Source organism: Parasphingorhabdus sp., assembly GCF_036964675.1.
GTDB lineage: Bacteria > Pseudomonadota > Alphaproteobacteria > Sphingomonadales > Sphingomonadaceae > Parasphingorhabdus.
In genome coordinates this window covers 2,111-19,574 of sequence record NZ_JBALTF010000056.1, presented here as the reverse complement: position 1 = coordinate 19,574, position 17,464 = coordinate 2,111, and the positions used below count along the sequence as shown (strand labels likewise).

The following is a 17,464-nucleotide window of genomic DNA, read 5'->3' as shown; positions in this document are numbered from 1 at the left end:
TCGACGATGGGTGATTTGCCGTCGCCGACGACATTATAATACCAGAGCCAGGCTTCCGGATTGATCGGTTCGCCAACCGTGCCGAGCAGGCGGATCGACGAGCGGTCATGCGCTTTTACCGGCCCGTCGCCTTCGCGCATTAGCGCGCGAATCGCAGTTGGCGCGGTGTAGAATATATTGACCTTATGCTTTTCGACGACCTCCCAGAAGCGGCCAAAATCGGGATAGTTGGGAATGCCCTCGAACATCAGTTCGGTGGCGCCGTTGATCAGCGGGCCATAGACGATATAGCTGTGTCCGGTGACCCAGCCGATATCGGCGCCGCACCAGAAAACCTCTCCGGGCTGATAGTCGAAGACATAGTGGAAGGTCGTCGCCACCCAGACCGCATAGCCTCCGGTCGTGTGGAGCACGCCCTTGGGCTTGCCGGTCGACCCGGACGTATAGAGGATGAACAGGGGATCCTCGGCGTTCATTGGTTCGCAGGGGCAGTCCGGGGAAACATCGGCCTTGAGCTCGTGATAATAATGATCGCGACCTTCGGTCATATTGATATCGCTGTCGGTATGGTTGATCACCAGTACGGCATCGACCGACACCTTTTCCAGCGCCGCATCGACATTGGATTTCAATGGCCCCGACTTGCCGCCGCGCCGGCCCGCGTCAGCGCAGATCACGAACTTGCTGTCGCAATCCTCGATCCGGCCAGCCAGCGCATCGGGAGAAAAGCCGCCAAAGACCACGCTGTGGATCGCGCCGATCCGGGCGCAGGCGAGCATGGCAATCGCACCTTCTGGGATCATCGGCATATAGATGGTCACCCGGTCGCCCTTTTCGACGCCGAGCTGTTTCAGGCAATTGGCCATTTTCATCACCTCGGCCTGCAGTTCGGCATAGCTGATTGTGCGGCCGGGCGACTGCGGATCGTCGGGTTCAAAAATCAGGGCGGTGACATTGCCCTTGCCGGCGGCGACATGGCGATCCACCGCATTGTGGCAGATGTTCAGCGCGCCATCTTCAAACCATTTGATCGATACCGGATCAAAGGACCAGTTGGCGATTTTTGTCGGGAATTCCAGCCAGTCGAGACGCTTTGCCTGACCGGACCAGAAACTGTCCGGATCACTGATGCTTTGCTGATAGAGCCGGTCATAGTCGGCGGCCGTGCAATGAGTGGGTTCATCGCTGCGCGGTGAAACGATCAATTCGACCAGAGCCTTTGTTCCCGCATTGCCTGTCCCATCATTGTCAGTCATTATCTGTCTCTCCTGTTTCGGCGCCTGTTCGGAATAGTTTTTCCGCAGCAAATATCAATCCCGTCACGACCGGTTTTCCGGTTCATGCCTGCAGGGTCAAATTCTGATCATCAACATATTTCTTTATCCAATTCTCGTCCGGAAACCTCTGCGCAATCCATGCCGTCTCTATTTCCGCCAAGGTCTTCGCAACAACCGGACCGGGCTTCAGGCCCCGTTCGATCAAATAGCCACCGGTCAGCGGGAAGATGGGCGGTTGCCAGTCTTTCAACTGGGCGAGCATATCGGGCAGGGCGGTTTCCTCGGCGAACAGCAGGGCGACATCGCGGGCTGCGTCGACATTGGTGCGATAGGCAAAGGCGCGGATGTTGGTGAGAGGGCTACCCTGATTTTCGACATCTCCATTAAAGCCGGATTCCGATCCCGGCAAAAGCCGCTCTGCAATCGCCCTTTGCATTTTTTTGGATAGCTTCAGGCTCTTGGCAATGTGGCTCGCTTTGTCCGCTGCTTTGGGAAGCAGCGCCACCAGTCGCCGAATGGCGGCTGGTTCTACGTGCAGCCGCTGCTCGCGTTCGACCAGCCTGTTGAACAGTTTCCCCGAATCCCGGTCGAGCTCCTCGACAATATGTTCAAAAATCCCGGCGCCCTGCATCTGGCTCACGGCAAATCGCGGGTCTGCGGTGCCGAGCAGTTTCAAAAGCTCGTCCGCTACCCGCTCGCGGGAAAGCATTTCAAGTTTTGCCGCCGCCGCAGTGCAGGCGTCGAACGCTTCGTCATCGACCTGCCGTTGACCAAAGCGCGCCAGAAAACGAAAGTAACGCATGATCCTCAGATGATCTTCGGCGATCCGTTCGGCAGCCGAGCCGATGAAGCGGATCCGCAGCTCTTTCAGATCATTGAGCCCGCCGAAATAGTCGAAAACCTCCAGCGTCTGCGGATCGGCAAAAAGCGCGTTGATCGTGAAATCCCGGCGCGCCGCATCTTCTTTCCAGTCATCGCTGAACGCCACCGTCGCTCGTCGCCCGTCGGTCGAAACATCGCGGCGAAGCGTGGTGATCTCGACCGGTCCATCGGGCAGCACGGCGGTGATGGTGCCATGGGCAATGCCGGTGGGAATGACCTTGATCGAAGCTGCGGTCAGCCGGTCCATCACATCCTCGGGCAGCAATGGTGTGGCGATATCCACGTCCTTTACCTCGAGCCCCAGCAAGGTATCGCGGACGGCTCCTCCGACAAAGCGGGCCTTGCCATCCAGCGCCGCGATCAGCGCTGCGAGGCCGCGTCTTTCTGTCCATTCTGCCTGCGGCATCTTCATGGTTACCAGTCCAGCCTTTTTCCAAGATTGTTCAAAATCCCTGCCGTAATCCCCCAGATTCGGTAATCCTGCCAGTAGATTTCATAATAATGCCGCTTGCGCCTGTTCCATGTCCCTTCGTGGACGGTGCGGTTCTTGGGATCGAGCAGGAAATCGAGCGGCGCTTCGAACCAGCTTTCCACTTCGCCGGGGTCGGCGATAAAGGGCAGATCGGGCGGGATAACGCTCAGCACGGGTTGAATATTATAGCCGCTGCCAGACTGGAAACTGTCGGTCAGACCGATGATATCGACATGGCTACGATCCAGCGCGACTTCCTCATGCGCCTCGCGCAGCGCCGCATCGATCGGATCGCGGTCGCCGGGATCAATCTTGCCGCCGGGGAAGGCAACCTGCCCGGGATGGTTGCGCATATGCTGGGGCCGCTGGACAAAAATCACGCCGGGATCGGGGCGATCGGTCACCGCAATCAGCACCGCCGCATCGCGCAGGACCTTCAAATCATCGATATGATCGCGTTCGTTATAGAGCAGATGGTCGAGGTCATTTTCATGCCCTCTCACCAGCGCCCGTTCCAGGCGGTCGCGCAGGGTCATGAATGGGCCGCCATCGGAAAGAAGACGCCAGCAGACCAGATACCGAGAGGGTCGGCATCTTCCTCCAGCGCCAGTTCAGCGAGCTGATAATAGACCGGGCGGGCCAGCACCGCTTCCAGCCCGGGCCGCACTTGCAGATAGGGCTGCGGCTTGTCGGCGCCAAATCGCAGCGGATGATCTGCGCCAGCGATGACCAGATGGTCGGTGTTGAGCCGGAAGGCGAGAGTCCGTTCGGCACCATCGCCTTCGCTTTCCAGTTCCACCGCGATGAATGGCGCGTCGTCGACGATGATGCTCAGCTTCTGATAGGGAGTAACCAATGCGTAGCTGTCATCCGCTTCCCGTCGCAAGATGCTGGAAAAGGCGCGCACCATTGCAGGGCGCTTGATCGGATCACCTTCGTGATACCATGTCCCGTCGGCCGCGATTCGCATCTCGCTGTCGCCGCCCTCCTGCGGATCCCATTGGTCGACAGGCGGCAGTTTCTGCGCTTCAGCCAATTCGGCAATTTCCGCAATGGAGAGCGAGGCAAGTTCGGGGGGCGGTGTGTAGGGCATGCAACCGGACTATTGCCCGGCGCCATTTCTGTAAAGGCTTAGACTCGCTATTTGGTCCATGGCCCGAGCGTGCCGGTTTTCGGCAATGGCTTGCCCGCAGGTCCGGCCCGCATCAGCAGCCGCGAGGGCTCCCACGGCCCGGGCAGCGTCCATCCCCCGGTTCCCTCTGCAGTGAATCCGAAGAACCGCTCATAATATTCCGGGTCGCCAATCATCACCAAAGGCAGCGGATCATCGGGCTGAATTTCCTTCAGCAAGGCCGCCATCATCGCCCGGCCGATGCCCTCGCGCTGAAAATCGGGGTAAACCGCCACTGGTCCGACCATGATCATCGGGTGTTTCTTGCCGTCTTCATCGGTCAGGGCGACCGGCCAGCATTGGATCGAACCAAGCAGTTCATGTCTTTCCTGATCGACGGCGGCGAGCGACAGGCCTTCGAGCATGTCCATGCCTTCGCGCAACCTATAGGCGGTGCGGTCGTGCCGGTCCTTGCCAAAGGCAGCGTCCAGCAAGGCCTCGACGAGTGGCGGATCGATTTCGGCAAGTGGAATGATGTTGGTCAAGTCATTGGTCTCATATATCGGGAAAAGCGCGCGCTACTCCGCTTTGTGGCAAAAGTCGAGCCACATAGGTTGCAATTGCATGATCGCAGAGCGCGAGCTAAAAGATTGTTCTGTTAAGGGAGTTTGCGCGTGACGGACCAAAATCAGGCATCGGAACCATCCACCGGCGAAACACCGCCACCAGCTGCGCCGGTGAAAGCGATCCGGCTGGCATCACTGCGCCGTGACCCCAGGGGCTGGATTGTCCTGCTGCTCGGCCTGGGCGCGCCGCTGGCATTTTTCACAGCAGCAGGCGGCAGCGGCATTGGTCTGTGGGGCTGGCAAGCCGGTTTGGCAGCGATACCGTGGATCATATTGACAGCTCTGCTCACGCTGATCCTGGCGATAGTCTTTATCATTCTCAATCGGCGCAAAGGGCGCAAGACGCGCTGGCCTTTATTGGGATTGGGCATGATCGCAACAGTCGGTTTTCTGGGCTTTCTGATACCCTATGTCACAGCCATCACAACCCTGCCTGCGATTCATGACATTACCACCGATCTTGCCGATCCGCCGCAGTTTACCGCGCTGACATTGCGCGCCGATAATTGGGATAATATCCCGGGCGTGGATGATCGCGACATGCGCGGGATGAATCCGCGCCAGCGCTGGGCGACGGTCCATCAGGATGCCTATCCGGATATTCGTTCGGTCCGCATGGATCAACCGGTCGCGGTGGTGATCGAGAAAGCCAAAAGGCTGGCAGAAGATCGGGGCTGGGATATCGCCAGCGTCGATCCGGCTGCGGGCAATCTGGAAGCCACCGCTACGGTTTCGCTGTTCCGGTTCAAGGATGATATCGTCATTCGTGCCAGAGCGGCAGAAAATGGCACGGCCAGTATCATCGACATGCGCTCGGTCAGCCGGGTCGGCATCCACGATCTCGGGGCCAATGCCAAGCGCGTCCGAAGATTCCTGAGCGATCTGTCGGGAACGACGACCGCCGCTTCGCAATAGCGCTATTGCCGCAGGCGGGTCAGCCGGTCGGAGTCAGCTTGAGCATCCGACCGCCTTCGCCGTCTTCCAGCACGTAGATCGCACCATCGGGACCCTGTTCCACTTCGCGAATCCGAGCGCCCATCAGAAAGCGATCGGCCTCCTTGGCGCTGCTGCCATCGAAACTCACGCGGATCAGCGCCTGACTGGCGAGACCACCGATAAAGGCGCTGCCCTGCCACGCGGGAAACAGATCGCCGGAATAAAAGATCAAGCCGCCGGGTGCAATTGTCGGCACCCAGGCCACTTTTGGCGCTTCGAATTCGGGGTGTGTGTCATGATTGGGGATTTTCTTGCCATCATAATGATTGCCCTCAGAGACGATCGGATAGCCATAATTGGCACCGCGCTGCACCAGATTCAGTTCATCGCCGGCAAGTGGCCCCATTTCCTGATTCCACAACCGTCCCTTGCTGTCGAAGGCGAGTCCCAAAATATTGCGGTGGCCAAGCGACCAGATTTCTGGAAGCGCGCCATCCTTGTCGACAAACGGATTGTCCTTGGGAATGCTGCCATCCGGATAGAGCCGAACAATCTTGCCGAGATTGGCTGCCATATCCTGGGCCGGGTCAAATTTCTGCCGCTCGCCCGAGCCGATGAAGAGATATTCGCCATCGGGTGAAAAGGCGATGCGGTGGGAAAAATGGCCTCTGCCCTCTACTTTCGGATTTTGTTTCCAGATGGTTTCAAGATTTTTCAACGCCGGTTTTTGGCCAGCCAGAACAAGCTTGGCGCGGCCAACCACGGCACCGCGAGTGTCATTGTCTCCGGCCTCGACCCAGCTCAAATAGACCATATTGCTCGTGGCAAAATCGGGAGCGAGCACGATGTCGCCGAAGCCACCCTGACCACCATAGTCAACCTCGGGTACGCCGCTGATTTCGGTCTTCTGCCCCTTGGCATCGACCAGCTGCAATTTTCCGGCTTTTTCGCTGACCAGCATCCGGCCATCGGGAAGGAAGGTCATCGCCCATGGTTCATCGAAACTGGCAATTACGGCCGTTTCAAAGGGCTTGCGATCTATTGGGGAAATATCATTCAATGCCTGCATTTCTTCAGATGCGCCGCCCGTTGCCTGTGCGTCATCGCCGTTGGTACAAGCAACCATCAGGATTGCGACTGAGAGTGAAAGTCCAATATTTTTCATGAGATTCCCGTGTTCCATCATTAAATTTATTCCACCCACCTTTACGAGGCAACATAGGGGAACCGAGGCAATTTTCCTAGGCCAATCCGAGGTTTTTTGCCCAAGAATCTGCCCGTTCACCGCTTGCTTACCATTATTGGTTAAAGCAGCCGCATGTTCGGACGAAAAACCAGTCGCGATGATCCGCGCCCGCGGTCGGCGGTTTCCCATGGCGTGGGCGTGGCCGGCCTGATTGGCCTGGCGTCCTGGGTCCTGATCGCCCGGCAATATGGCCTGGACGGCCCCTATTCTGCGCTCGCCGCCTGTTTGGCCTGTGCGGTGCCGATGGTGATCTGGTCGCTGCTGATGGACAAGGTGCATTTGCGGCCATCCACCGGAATCGACTGGGACAATCCGAAATCGCTCAAGGAAACATTTGATATCAGTCTGGTGAAGCTGGCTGGCCTGTGGGCGACATGGGGCATTATCGCGACTATTTACTGCGTCGGACGCTGGTACTGGACGGGACAATATCAATTTTCGATGGAGATGATGGAAACCGCAGCGCCCTGGTTGTTCGTGCTGTCCATCCCCTATGTGCTGTTCATGGACCGCTTTACCATCGAACCGCGCGACGGTGCGTGGCATTTTGGTCAGCTGCTGACCGGCAGGAAAAGCGAGTTTGATCGCGAGCAGATTTACCATCATCTGCGCGCCTGGGCGGTGAAGGGCTTTTTCCTCGCCTTCATGCTTTCGATCGTGCCCGGCGGCTTCGGCGATCTGGTGCGGCTGGATCTTGATGAACTCGCCGCCAATCCGGTGGCGATCGCTCATTGGCTGATCATCGCGATGTTCGTCGTCGACGTGCAGTTTGCCACGGTTGGCTATCTGCTGACGATGAAACCGCTCGATGCCCATATCCGCACCGCAAATCCTTATCTGGCGGGCTGGGTTGCCGCCCTGATGTGCTATCCGCCGTTCATATTGATGGGCGATGATGGCCCGCTCAACTATCATGTCAACACCGCCGACTGGGCCTATTGGTTCGATGGCCAGACAATGATCCTCTGGATATGGGGCGGGTTGCTGGTTATTCTCACTGGCCTCTATGCCTGGGCGACGGTTGCCTTTGGCCTGCGCTTTTCCAATCTCACCCATCGCGGCATATTGACCCATGGCCCTTATAGCTGGACCAAGCATCCCGCCTATGTCGCCAAAAATGCCTATTGGTGGCTTGCGACCATGCCGTTTCTGGTGACGTCGGGCAGTATCAGCGACTTTGTCCGCAATACGGTGCTGATCGCGGCGGTCAGCGGCGTCTATTACTGGCGCGCCAAGACCGAGGAAAAGCATCTGCTGAGCGACCCGGCCTATAAGGATTATGCCGAATGGATGGACCGCAATGCGCCGATCCCGCGCGCGCTCAACTGGATCAAGCGGCGGATCGGCTGGTGGACCCCGGGTCAGGGCCGCGAGCCAGAAATCCAGCCTGCCGAATAGGATTGTCGGAATCAGCCGGTGCAGCTAATCCCCTGTCATGACGATGATCGGAACGGATGGAAAACACCGGTGCTTCGGCGGACAGGCGGGCAAGGAATTTTACGGCGACTATCATGACCGGGAATGGGGCGTGCCGGTGCATGATGACCGGTTGCTGTTCGAAAATCTGATTCTCGAAGGCGCGCAGGCTGGCCTGAGCTGGGAGACGGTGCTGCGCAAACGCGATGGCTATCGCCGCGCCTTTCACGGATTTGATATCTTGCGCTGTGCTGCAATGGGTGATGATGAACTGGAAGCTTTGCGGGAAGACGTCGGCATCATTCGGAACAGGCTGAAGATATATTCTGTCCGCAAAAATGCACTGGTTTTTCTGGAGATGCAAAGGGAGTTTGGCAGTTTTGATGCATGGCTATGGGATCATCTGCATGGCCCCCCGCCAGTCAACCGGCCCGGGCATTTTTCCGATATGGCAAGCACGTCGCCGATCAGCGATGCAATCTCCAAAAAACTGAAAAAACGCGGCATGAGCTTTGTCGGCAGCACCATCATTTACGCCTATATGCAGGCGATCGGAATGGCCGACGACCATCTCGCCGGATGCTGGAAAGCCTGACTGGGCTGATTATCTCACGGGCTCGCGTCTCGACGGCTGCGAGCCCGTGATGATCGCCTGGCTGAGCAGCGATCAGTTCGGGTTTTTGAGATAGGCAATCACGTCGGCGCGTTTCTGTGCATCCGGCATGCCGGCGAAAATCATCTTGGTTTTCGGGATCACCCGCTGCGGCTTTTCGAGAAACTGGAACAGTTTTTCGTCTGTCCAGATGATGCCACTATTGGCATTGGCCTCGCTATATTTGAAGCCTGCAACCGAACCGGCTTCGCGGCCAATAATGTTTGCCAGTGACGGGCCGATGCGGTTCATGCCAGGATCAACCACATGGCAGGTGCGGCACTGCATGAAGGCGGATTTTCCAGAGGCGACATCACCGGTCAGACTTGCATAAGCAACACCGTCCAATGTGGTGATATCATCAGCGGCCGGCGGTCCGCTATTGACGGGCGCTGCTGCTTCAGCAGTGGCCGCTGCTGCGGCGCTTGGCGCTGGTTCAGTGAATTCCGACCCATCGCCCGAACATCCTGCAGTTAAAACTGCCAAAGCGACTATCGCAGTTACCGACTTCATCCTGACCATATTCTTTCCTAACGAGCTATATTAATAGCAGAAGCAACACCATAGCCACCTAGTGCGGGTGACTTCCAAAATAAACTGCCGATTTGCAATTTTACCATTTTTTGATCGGGCCTTTCATCGCCGTGCACCATTGCGGATCTGCCGGCCTTCGCCTTTCGCCTTTCCCCTGTCCGCCGGATGCTGCGTTGGCACAGGCATGAAAAAACCGCTATCGCCTGCGAATGTTCAGGATTAGAAACGCGACACCGATAGAGTAGCGGATCGGGCGGGTCGCCGGGGCTCGCCGAATTGCACAGTTGAAAGAGAGTGGCTCATGATATTGGCACTGAAGAAATATCTTTCGCGGTTGCCGGAAAAAATCTGGTTCCGGGCGATGCTGTTCAGCGTTGCCGCAATTGCCACTGCGGTGGCGGCGGAGTGGGTTGGCCCCTTGTTGCCCTATGAAGGGGATCTCGAGGTCGCCAGCGGTTCGGTCGGAGACATATTGACGATTCTGGCATCCAGCATGCTGGCGGTCATCGCTTTTTCCGTTTCCATCATGGTGTCGGCTTATGGTTCCGCGACCAGCACGGCTACGCCCAGAACCATCGCTCTGATGCTCGCCGATGATCGCTCGCAAAATGCCTTGTCGACTTTTCTCGGCACGTTCCTGTTCAGTATCGTCGGCATTATCGGCCTGTCTGCCGGATATTATGATGATCGCGGTCGCATCATCCTGTTCTTCGCCACGATCGCCGTGATTGTCGTCATCACCGGAACACTGATTAACTGGATTCAGCAGCTATCCACATTCGGCAGGATGAATGACCTTATCGAGCGGGTGGAGATGGCCGCGTCAAAAGCGTTGCGCTGGCATGGTCAGCACCCCTATTTGAACGCCCAGCCGCCAGTCGAGATACCGAAGGAGGCGCTTCCCGTCAGCAGCGATATTGCCAGCGGCGTGGTGACTTCTGTCGATCTGGATCAGCTGGAGGAAGCCGCCGAGAAATATGGCGTGACAGTCTATCTCGCCATTCATCCGGGCAAGCTGGTCTATCCGGCGCGGCCGCTGCTCTATCTGTCCGGCGACGAGGCCAACGGGGCTGATCACCAGCCGTTTCGCGATGCCATATTGGTCGAGCATGAACGCAGCTTCGATCAGGACCCGCGATTTGGGCTGGTGGTGCTTTCCGAAATAGCCTCGCGGGCATTGTCTCCCGCCGTCAATGATCCGGGCACGGCCATTTCAGTCTTGGATAGCGGCCTGCGCTGTTTCGAGGTCTTGGCACAAGCCAGTTCGGCACCAGAAGATGCGCAATATTCCAGAGTCCATGGCCCGGTGATCACAACGGAAGATCTGTTCAACGACTTTTTTGCCAAGATTGCCCGGGACGGGGCGGGAATGGTGGAGGTGCAGCAACGCATTCAGCTGTGCCTGCTGGCGCTGGCCCAATCATGGCCGGACATATTTTCGGCAGCCGCATCAGAAGCCTCCCGCAATGCACTGGCGAGAGCGCTCGACACCATTGTCCACAAGCCGGACATAAAGGATCTGAAGGCGAGATCGCAAAGGGTCATCGACAGCGGCGGAACATAGGGGCCGTCGGCCGGGAGGCATCGCTGCTTGGTAAAGGCCGGTTTTCAGCCTGGCGCAAAAGCCGCCATGATATCCGGGATTGCGGTGGGGCTGTCCATTTTCTGCAGCGCTGAAATGGCGTCCGCGATGACCAGATCATATTGCGTAACCGGCCCTTCCAGGGCGCAAGGCTTTGCGCCAATGGCACGGATCAGGCCATGGGCTTTCTTGTTGGTGCGCAGGGTTTCGATCCGCAAATGGCGAAGGCCTTCACAATAGCAGTCGAGGAAAAGCGCCGTCATCAATAGCCGCGCGACGCCCTGGCCGTGATATTGGTCCAGCACGGCGATGGCGAACTCGCCAGCGTCGCTGGTTGCGGCCTCGCGAAAAACATGCGCTACGGCAATGGCGGGATGATCATTTGCATCCATATTGACCACCCCCCAGGCGAGATGATTGGTGCCATCCACGCTCGCCAAACGTTCAACGACCGCAGGAGGCATGGTTTTGGATCCCGAGAAAAAGCGCAAATAGCGGCTCTGGTCGGACAATTGGCCAATGCCTTTCTCGATCTGCCCACGGTCGGAGTGGCGGACCCGCCGCAGACAGACATGCATGCCATTGTCGAGTCTGGCATCCACCGACTGGACCTGATTTTGAAACGACCATGCCTCAGCCATCGAATCTCTCCTCACCGCGCCGCGATCACTGTCCGACCGGCCGAACTCCGTCCCGATCCGCACGGGACCGCTGGAAATATCATCAATTTCCACAGGAAGCCATGGGCTTTGCCGCGCTCGTCCATCTGTTCGGGCTGCAGCCCGGAATGGCGATTGTGAGAAACCGGTTTCCCGGTCAGCGGTTATTGGCTGATAATTCGTCAGCCCGCTGGCCGGGACCGGGAAAGCCTTCAGGAGGTTGCTTAACGCACCGTCACGGTTACCGCCCGGCGGTTCAGGCCCCATGCCGTTTCATCCGAGCCCAGCGCGTCTGGCCGTTCCTTGCCATAGCTGACCACCGATATTCTCGACAGTTCCACGCCCATGGTTGAAAGATAGTTTTTCGCGGCATTGGCGCGGCGTTCGCCGAGCGCCAGATTATATTCGCGGGTCCCGCGCTCGTCGCAATGGCCTTCGACCCGGATACGAACACTGGGATTGGCTACCAGCCAGGCCGCCTGGCTGCGCAAGATTTCCTGATCTGTGCTGTCGACATTGCTCCGGTCGGTGTCGAAAAATATTCTGTCTGCGGCAACATTGGCCAGAAAATCCTCCTGGCTGCCCTTGATCGGGCCGCTGGATGAATCGTAATAGTTCATATTGTCGCCAGGCGCTGGTGGCAGGCCTTCCGGTGGCTTCTTGCTACAGGCCGACAGGGCCAGAGCCGCAAACAACAGGGGCATGGATATCAAGTTTACTGAAACGCGGGATTGGGACATTTGGAAAAACCTTTTGACTGTTACAAGTGCCTTTTAGGTCGGTTTTCCCAAAGCAATTACCACGGATTTTATATGCGCCTGCCATCGGGCGGGGACATAGGAAATCCATTGTAACGCGTTGGTTCTGGTTATCGTAATATCGGCGCGTTCCTTTCAGGGACGGCATGAACCCGGAGAAGCCCCTCTCCGTGAGATGACGCGGGCACCCGCTCACCCCGACGCAGCCCGCGTCATCCATCCTTCAATGTTCGAAATCTATGTCCAGCCGATAGCCAACGCCCGGTTCGGTCAGCAGATATTCCGGCTGTGATGAGTCATATTCCAGCTTTTGCCGGATAAGAGCCATATAGCTGCGCAAATATTGGGTATCGACCGTAGGATCATTCCATCCGGCAAGCAGCAGCTGGCGATGGGTCACAACCTGTCCGGCGTGGCGCGCCAATGTCTCAAGCAGATCAAACTCCTTGGGAGAAAATTTGATCTCCTCGTCCATCAGAAAGACCTTTCTTTTGAGAAAGTCGATCCGCAAGTGACGCGATTCAAACTCCTGGCTTTTCACGGCCTCATTTTTCCTGCGCCGGACAGCAGCCCGAATCCGCGCCAAAAGCTCCTCGATATTGAACGGCTTGTTGATGAAATCATCCGCCCCCTGATCCAGTGCCGCAACCTTTTCTGCTTCCTGGTGGCGGGCAGACAGGATCAGGATCGACAAGGCGTTCAGGCCGAGCAATTTCGCGATGATTTCCTTGCCATCGGCATCGGGCAGTCCGAGGTCGAGCAAGACAATATCAAACACCGTATCTTTCGCCTTTTTCAGTGCCTCGGCGGCTGTGCCTGCTGAATCCACGCCATAGCCTTGCGCGATCAATACCGGTTGCAGCGACCGGATGAGCGCGGTCTCGTCATCGACCAGCAATATTTTCACGTTCATTGGCCAATGCTTTCTGATGGGGAGGGCGATGCCGGAAGCTTGACGATTATCTTGGTCCCCTTGCCCATTTCCAATGGGCTGTGTGCGGCAATTTCGCCGCCGAATGCCTGGGCAAAGCCGGAGGCGATTGAAAGACCCAGGCCGTGGCCTTCCTTGCGTATATTTTCTGCCGAGCGGTAAAATCTGTCAAAAACTCTGTTCAGCTCGGAAACCGGAATCCCGCATCCCTGGTCCGAAATGGCGATTTCAATCCGTCCAGCCTGCTTGTGACCGGTTATCAAAACCGGCGCATTGTCGGGACTATATTGGATCGCATTTTCGAGAATATTGTAGAATAATTGCTCGAGCATTACCGGATTGGCGCGCACCGTGCAGCTATCAAAGGGCAGGCTCTTGATGATCTCTCGCCCGCTGTGGTGCATTTTCACGGTGTTGACCGCCGAGCCCAGCATTTCCACCAGATCCAGGCTTTCCAGCTGATCCGGTGATATGCCGGCCTGAAGTCGGCCCAGATTGAGCAGGTTCGTGGTATAGCGGTTCAAGCGTTCGCACTGGTCCTGAATGATCGTCAGCATTTCCTTGCGCGAAGCTTCCGGCAGCGTTTCACCATAGGATGCAAGGCTGGATGCAGATGCGGAAATGGCCGCAAGCGGGGTGCGCATGTCGTGGGATATGGAGGAAAGCAGCGCGGTCTTGAATTCCTCGGACCGGCGCATGGCTTCTGCCTCCGCCTTCTGGTGGAGCAGAACAAAGCGGTCGATTGCCATGCTCAGGAGATTCAGCACCGCGTCAAAGTCAATCTTGCTCAGCCGCTTGGATTTCTGAGCATCCTGGGTACAGATCAACACGCCGATATGGCGTTCTGAAGATGACAGCAGATAGGCAATTTTCTCGTGCTGGACATGCTGCAATTCGCCTAGTCGGATGGCCTGCTTCGCCTCAGCCTGCCATCGCTCTTTGCCCGCAACCGCCAGCCATATATCGTTGCTGATTGCATATATTTCAAATTCCCGGGCGGAATCGAATATGCCCGTCTCGACGATGGCCCGGTCAATATCTTCCAGGTGCACCGCGGTCTGTAACTGATTGCTGATGTCGAGCAACAGGTTGATTTTCTGCTGCGCAATCTCGGCGGCGCGGGCCCGGTCGTTGATCCGTCCCGCCAATACGCCCGACAGGAGAGCGCTCAAGTTGAAGGCGACCAGCGGTATATATTCATCGGACGTGGTGACGCCGAAATCGAGCAAAGGTTCGCTGAAGAAGAAATTATAGAAAAAGGAGGCACCAATGCCCGCCAGCAAGCCGCCGCGCAGACCGTTTACGGCACCGATGATGGTCACGGCGGACACATAGATCAGCGCGGCGCTGACCGGCCGGTCGGCGCTCTGGGCGACATAGGTTGCCAGGGTCCCGGCGACAAAGACTGCCAGCCCGACGAAGAAGGAGACATAGCTGCGCGAACTGTCCGAGGACAGCCGTTCGAACATCGTCGGCATATTGTTGAGCATCGGCAGTTTCATCCGGGCGGCATAGCGGAAAATCCGCAAAGCGGCATGCACGGATTTTCTATGCCGACCGCCAACCGGATTTTAGCCCGGCCAGGCAAAGGACAGGCGGTCTTCGCCGGTGGCTTCGGCGGAAGCGGCATAGCGGCGTTCGAGGATCGACCCGTTGCCCGCATGGTCAATCGCAACAATCGTGCTGCAGCGCGTTCCGTACACCGGACCATGGATGAATATTCCGGAACTGGCTGGCTCCAGTGGCGTCGGCGATCCTGTATCTGCTGCATCTGCGGGCGGATAGGTCGATCTGCTGGTCAATGTTTCCAGCAACCGGGTGGGGTCCTCTGACCCGCTTTGCAGCCAGTCTTGCAGAGCCGCATTGAGATGCTTTGCCTTGGTCCATGGCCTGTCCAGCGGCCCGTTGGTCAGTCCATGGATGCCCGGCTCAAGCAGGCTGCTGATCGACTCTGGCCGGTTGGAATGCACATGCGCTTCGCCATTCGCTATGGTGATCAGGTTGAACGGGTTGAAGTCGGCGAAGGGCACCGCATCGAGATCGGCGCGATCGCCCTCGCCGGACAGAAAATCTTTCAAAAGGTCACCGCGGGACGCGCGGCTGCTGTTCGCGACGCCATAGCCACTGAGATTGGTCACCGCGGCAAACCGGCCCTGTTCGGAAACCCCCAGCCAGGTGCCACCCGCCTGAATATCTTTCCCGGCCAACATATGTTCGCGGTCCGGCCAGCGGGCCAGCGGCTGGGCCGGCCGGCCATGCATCTCGTCCCGGTTGCCGATCGCGACCAGTTTCCAGTGGGGATGGGCTTGCCAAGCAAGTGAAATGATGCACATCGGGTGCCAATAGCAAACGGCACCCGCTTTGCGAATATATTGTCCAGACAGGTCTCCTTTTTCCCAAAAAACTTTAATCAGGGTCACATGGGTCTTACCCCCTGAAGCAGAGCCCAACCTGCTTGCGGGCGAGGAAAAAGGAGGAAAGATGCAAATGTCGCCGTATCACGGCGACCGTGCACTTTTTGTGAAATTGGTGCATAGTCACCATGATTCCAAATATGATCCACGGCACCAGAGGAAAGAGCGTGTAACCATGAAATTAGGCCATGATCCAGAACTGCTTTCTTTCCGCGACAAGATCCGGGCCTATTTTGAAAATGACTATCCGCAGGACATTTTGGCAAAAACGGCTGCGGGCGCCAGCCTGTCCACCGCTGAAGTGCGCCGCGCAGAAATGGCGCTGGGCGAGCGGGGCTGGCTGGCGAGCGCCTGGCCCGCACAATATGGCGGTCCGGGCTGGTCGATCGAAGAACAATATATTTTTGACGAAGAGCTGGAGCGGGCCGGGGCGCCGACGGTCACGCCGATGGGCGTGGTATATGTTGGACCGGTGATTTTCACCTTCGGCACCGACGAGCAGAAAGCGCAATGGCTGGGCGGGATTGGTGACGGTTCGGTGGGCTGGGCGCAAGGCTATAGCGAACCCGATGCGGGCTCCGATCTTGCCTCCCTGCAATTTTCCGCAGTGCAGGACGGTGACGAATATATACTCAACGGCACGAAAATCTGGACATCCGCAGCCCAGCATGCCGACTGGATCTTCCTGCTGACCCGTACCTCGCGCGAAGCCAAAAAGCAGATGGGCATCACCTTCATCTGCTGCAGGCTCGATCAACCCGGCGTCACCGTGAAGCCGATCATCACAATCGACGGTAAATATCATCTCAGCCAGTGCGATTTTGTCGATGTCCGGGTTCCGGTTGCCAACCGTATTGGCGAGGAAGGCAAGGGCTGGTCCTATTCACAATATCTGCTCGGCAATGAACGCACTTCTTATGCGCGCATCGGCGGCAAGCGCAAGCAACTGGCCGATATTCGCGCCATCGCATCACAAATCCCCACCGGCGGCAATCAGCGCCTGATCGACGACAGTTTTTTCGCCGGCCGGTTGTGCGAGGTGGAAACGCGGCTGGATGCGCTGGAGATTACCGTGCTCAGAGTGCTGACCGCTGTCAGGGATGGCGGCACGCCGGGCGACGAGGCATCGATCCTGAAGATCATGGCGACCGACCTCGCGCAGGCCATCACGACGCTGTTTCTGGAAGCCGCGGCCGAGCACGGCAACCGCAAATTTGCTGATAGCGTGAGCCCGGACTGGACCGGTGATGCCGCCTTTGCCGCGCCCGGCGTCGCCAATTATTTCGGCACCCGCGCGCAAAGCATTTACGGCGGCACCAACGAAATTCAGCGCAATATTATCGCCAAGCGTGTGCTGGGCCTGTAGCGGGCAGGGCCGGATTTTTAAATCACCCGGTCTCCCGGAAGCGGATTTGGGCTGCGCGCAAAAAGTGCCGCGCCTATTGGGACGGAACCACCCAGCTGCCGCCAACGCAAAGGACATTGTCCAGCGCCAGCCACGCATCGACGCTTTGCTGTGTTATCCCGCCGGTCGGGCAGAACAGGCACTGGCCAAATGGTCCGCTCAGTGCCTTCAATGCGGCAATGCCTCCCGATGCTTCTGCCGGGAAATATTTGAAATGGGTCAGGCCAAGATCCAGGCCGCGCATGATGTCGCCAGCGGTGGCAATGCCGGGAAGGAACGGAATATTGGCGGCGATGGCGGCATGGCCAAGCCTGTCGGTCAGACCGGGGGAGACTATGAATTCGGCCCCTGCGTCGATGGCAGCGGCAAGCTCATTTGGATTTGTGACAGTGCCAGCGCCGACGATGGCACCGGCAACCTGTTTCATTTCGGCGATCGCTTCCAGCGCGAATTCCGTCCGTATCAGCACTTCGAGAACCGGATATCCACTTTTCACCAATGCTTCCGCCATGGGTTTTGCGCGCGCAAGATCGTTGACGGCAAGGACCGGGATGATCGATGTT

18 protein-coding genes are annotated in these 17,464 nt (G+C 57.7%); 5 read left to right on the top strand and 13 right to left on the bottom strand.

Annotated elements, in window-relative coordinates; translation table 11 throughout:
- The 5 genes from V7665_RS10360 to V7665_RS10340 all read right to left on the bottom strand — a co-directional run.
- Window positions 1-1,256 (bottom strand): AMP-binding protein (locus tag V7665_RS10360; RefSeq protein ID WP_335664462.1); only part of this gene is annotated, 1,256 nt, incomplete at its 3' end.
- An 82-nt stretch (window positions 1,257-1,338) separates the two neighbouring features.
- Entirely contained in the window at window positions 1,339-2,571 is a 1,233-nt protein-coding gene (locus V7665_RS10355) for a CCA tRNA nucleotidyltransferase (protein WP_335664461.1), read from the bottom strand.
- Between the two features lie 2 nt (window positions 2,572-2,573).
- Window positions 2,574-3,167 (bottom strand): CoA pyrophosphatase, encoded by a 594-nt coding sequence (locus V7665_RS10350; RefSeq protein WP_335664460.1) that lies wholly within the window; start codon window positions 3,165-3,167, stop codon window positions 2,574-2,576.
- Window positions 3,164-3,724: a DUF1285 domain-containing protein gene (locus V7665_RS10345; protein WP_335664459.1), complete on the bottom strand. Its 561-nt coding sequence runs from the start codon at window positions 3,722-3,724 to the stop codon at window positions 3,164-3,166. Before V7665_RS10345 ends, V7665_RS10350 begins: the two co-directional genes overlap by 4 nt.
- Window positions 3,725-3,771: 47 nt before the next feature.
- Window positions 3,772-4,287: a GNAT family N-acetyltransferase gene (locus V7665_RS10340; RefSeq protein WP_335664458.1), complete on the bottom strand. Its 516-nt coding sequence runs from the start codon at window positions 4,285-4,287 to the stop codon at window positions 3,772-3,774.
- A 129-nt stretch (window positions 4,288-4,416) separates the two neighbouring features.
- Between V7665_RS10340 and V7665_RS10335 the strand changes: the two genes are divergently transcribed.
- Entirely contained in the window at window positions 4,417-5,283 is an 867-nt protein-coding gene (locus V7665_RS10335) for a DUF1499 domain-containing protein (RefSeq protein WP_335664457.1), read from the top strand.
- Window positions 5,284-5,302: 19 nt separating this feature from the next.
- Here V7665_RS10335 and V7665_RS10330 read toward each other — a convergent pair whose 3' ends face one another.
- A complete protein-coding gene (locus tag V7665_RS10330) occupies window positions 5,303-6,469 on the bottom strand; it encodes a PQQ-dependent sugar dehydrogenase (protein ID WP_335664456.1) in 1,167 nt (388 codons plus the stop codon).
- A 153-nt stretch (window positions 6,470-6,622) separates the two neighbouring features.
- Here V7665_RS10330 and V7665_RS10325 point away from each other — a divergent pair, with 153 nt between their 5' ends.
- Window positions 6,623-7,948, top strand: a complete 1,326-nt coding sequence (locus V7665_RS10325) for a methyltransferase family protein (RefSeq protein WP_335664455.1) — start codon at window positions 6,623-6,625, stop codon at window positions 7,946-7,948.
- Window positions 7,949-7,985: 37 nt separating this feature from the next.
- Window positions 7,986-8,561 carry a DNA-3-methyladenine glycosylase I gene (locus V7665_RS10320; protein ID WP_335664454.1) on the top strand — a complete coding sequence of 192 codons (576 nt, stop codon included), beginning with the start codon at window positions 7,986-7,988 and terminating at the stop codon, window positions 8,559-8,561.
- 72 nt (window positions 8,562-8,633) lie between these two features.
- On the opposite strand, the gene V7665_RS10315 is transcribed toward V7665_RS10320, so the two are convergent.
- Window positions 8,634-9,131 carry a c-type cytochrome gene (locus tag V7665_RS10315; RefSeq protein ID WP_335664453.1) on the bottom strand — a complete coding sequence of 166 codons (498 nt, stop codon included), beginning with the start codon at window positions 9,129-9,131 and terminating at the stop codon, window positions 8,634-8,636.
- A gap of 322 nt (window positions 9,132-9,453) precedes the next feature.
- Here V7665_RS10315 and V7665_RS10310 point away from each other — a divergent pair, with 322 nt between their 5' ends.
- A complete protein-coding gene (locus tag V7665_RS10310) occupies window positions 9,454-10,716 on the top strand; it encodes a DUF2254 domain-containing protein (protein WP_335664452.1) in 1,263 nt (420 codons plus the stop codon).
- A gap of 44 nt (window positions 10,717-10,760) precedes the next feature.
- Here V7665_RS10310 and V7665_RS10305 read toward each other — a convergent pair whose 3' ends face one another.
- The 5 genes from V7665_RS10305 to V7665_RS10285 all read right to left on the bottom strand — a co-directional run bounded on the left by V7665_RS10305 (window position 10,761) and on the right by V7665_RS10285 (window position 15,415).
- Window positions 10,761-11,375 (bottom strand): GNAT family N-acetyltransferase, encoded by a 615-nt coding sequence (locus tag V7665_RS10305; RefSeq protein ID WP_335664451.1) that lies wholly within the window; start codon window positions 11,373-11,375, stop codon window positions 10,761-10,763.
- A gap of 242 nt (window positions 11,376-11,617) precedes the next feature.
- Window positions 11,618-12,097, bottom strand: coding sequence for a peptidoglycan-associated lipoprotein Pal (pal, locus tag V7665_RS10300; RefSeq protein WP_335664450.1), 480 nt, complete (start codon window positions 12,095-12,097; stop codon window positions 11,618-11,620).
- Window positions 12,098-12,374: 277 nt separating this feature from the next.
- Window positions 12,375-13,064, bottom strand: coding sequence for a response regulator transcription factor (locus V7665_RS10295; RefSeq protein ID WP_335664449.1), 690 nt, complete (start codon window positions 13,062-13,064; stop codon window positions 12,375-12,377).
- Window positions 13,061-14,623, bottom strand: coding sequence for a sensor histidine kinase (locus V7665_RS10290; RefSeq protein ID WP_335664448.1), 1,563 nt, complete (start codon window positions 14,621-14,623; stop codon window positions 13,061-13,063). Before V7665_RS10290 ends, V7665_RS10295 begins: the two co-directional genes overlap by 4 nt.
- Window positions 14,624-14,653: 30 nt before the next feature.
- Window positions 14,654-15,415: an NRDE family protein gene (locus V7665_RS10285; protein ID WP_335664447.1), complete on the bottom strand. Its 762-nt coding sequence runs from the start codon at window positions 15,413-15,415 to the stop codon at window positions 14,654-14,656.
- A 256-nt stretch (window positions 15,416-15,671) separates the two neighbouring features.
- Between V7665_RS10285 and V7665_RS10280 the strand changes: the two genes are divergently transcribed.
- Window positions 15,672-16,862, top strand: coding sequence for an acyl-CoA dehydrogenase family protein (locus tag V7665_RS10280; RefSeq protein ID WP_335664446.1), 1,191 nt, complete (start codon window positions 15,672-15,674; stop codon window positions 16,860-16,862).
- Between the two features lie 73 nt (window positions 16,863-16,935).
- Here the strand turns inward: V7665_RS10280 and eda are convergent, their stop codons facing one another.
- Window positions 16,936-17,457, bottom strand: a complete 522-nt coding sequence (gene eda / locus V7665_RS10275; RefSeq protein WP_335664463.1) for a bifunctional 4-hydroxy-2-oxoglutarate aldolase/2-dehydro-3-deoxy-phosphogluconate aldolase — start codon at window positions 17,455-17,457, stop codon at window positions 16,936-16,938.
- Window positions 17,458-17,464: the final 7 nt, after the last annotated feature.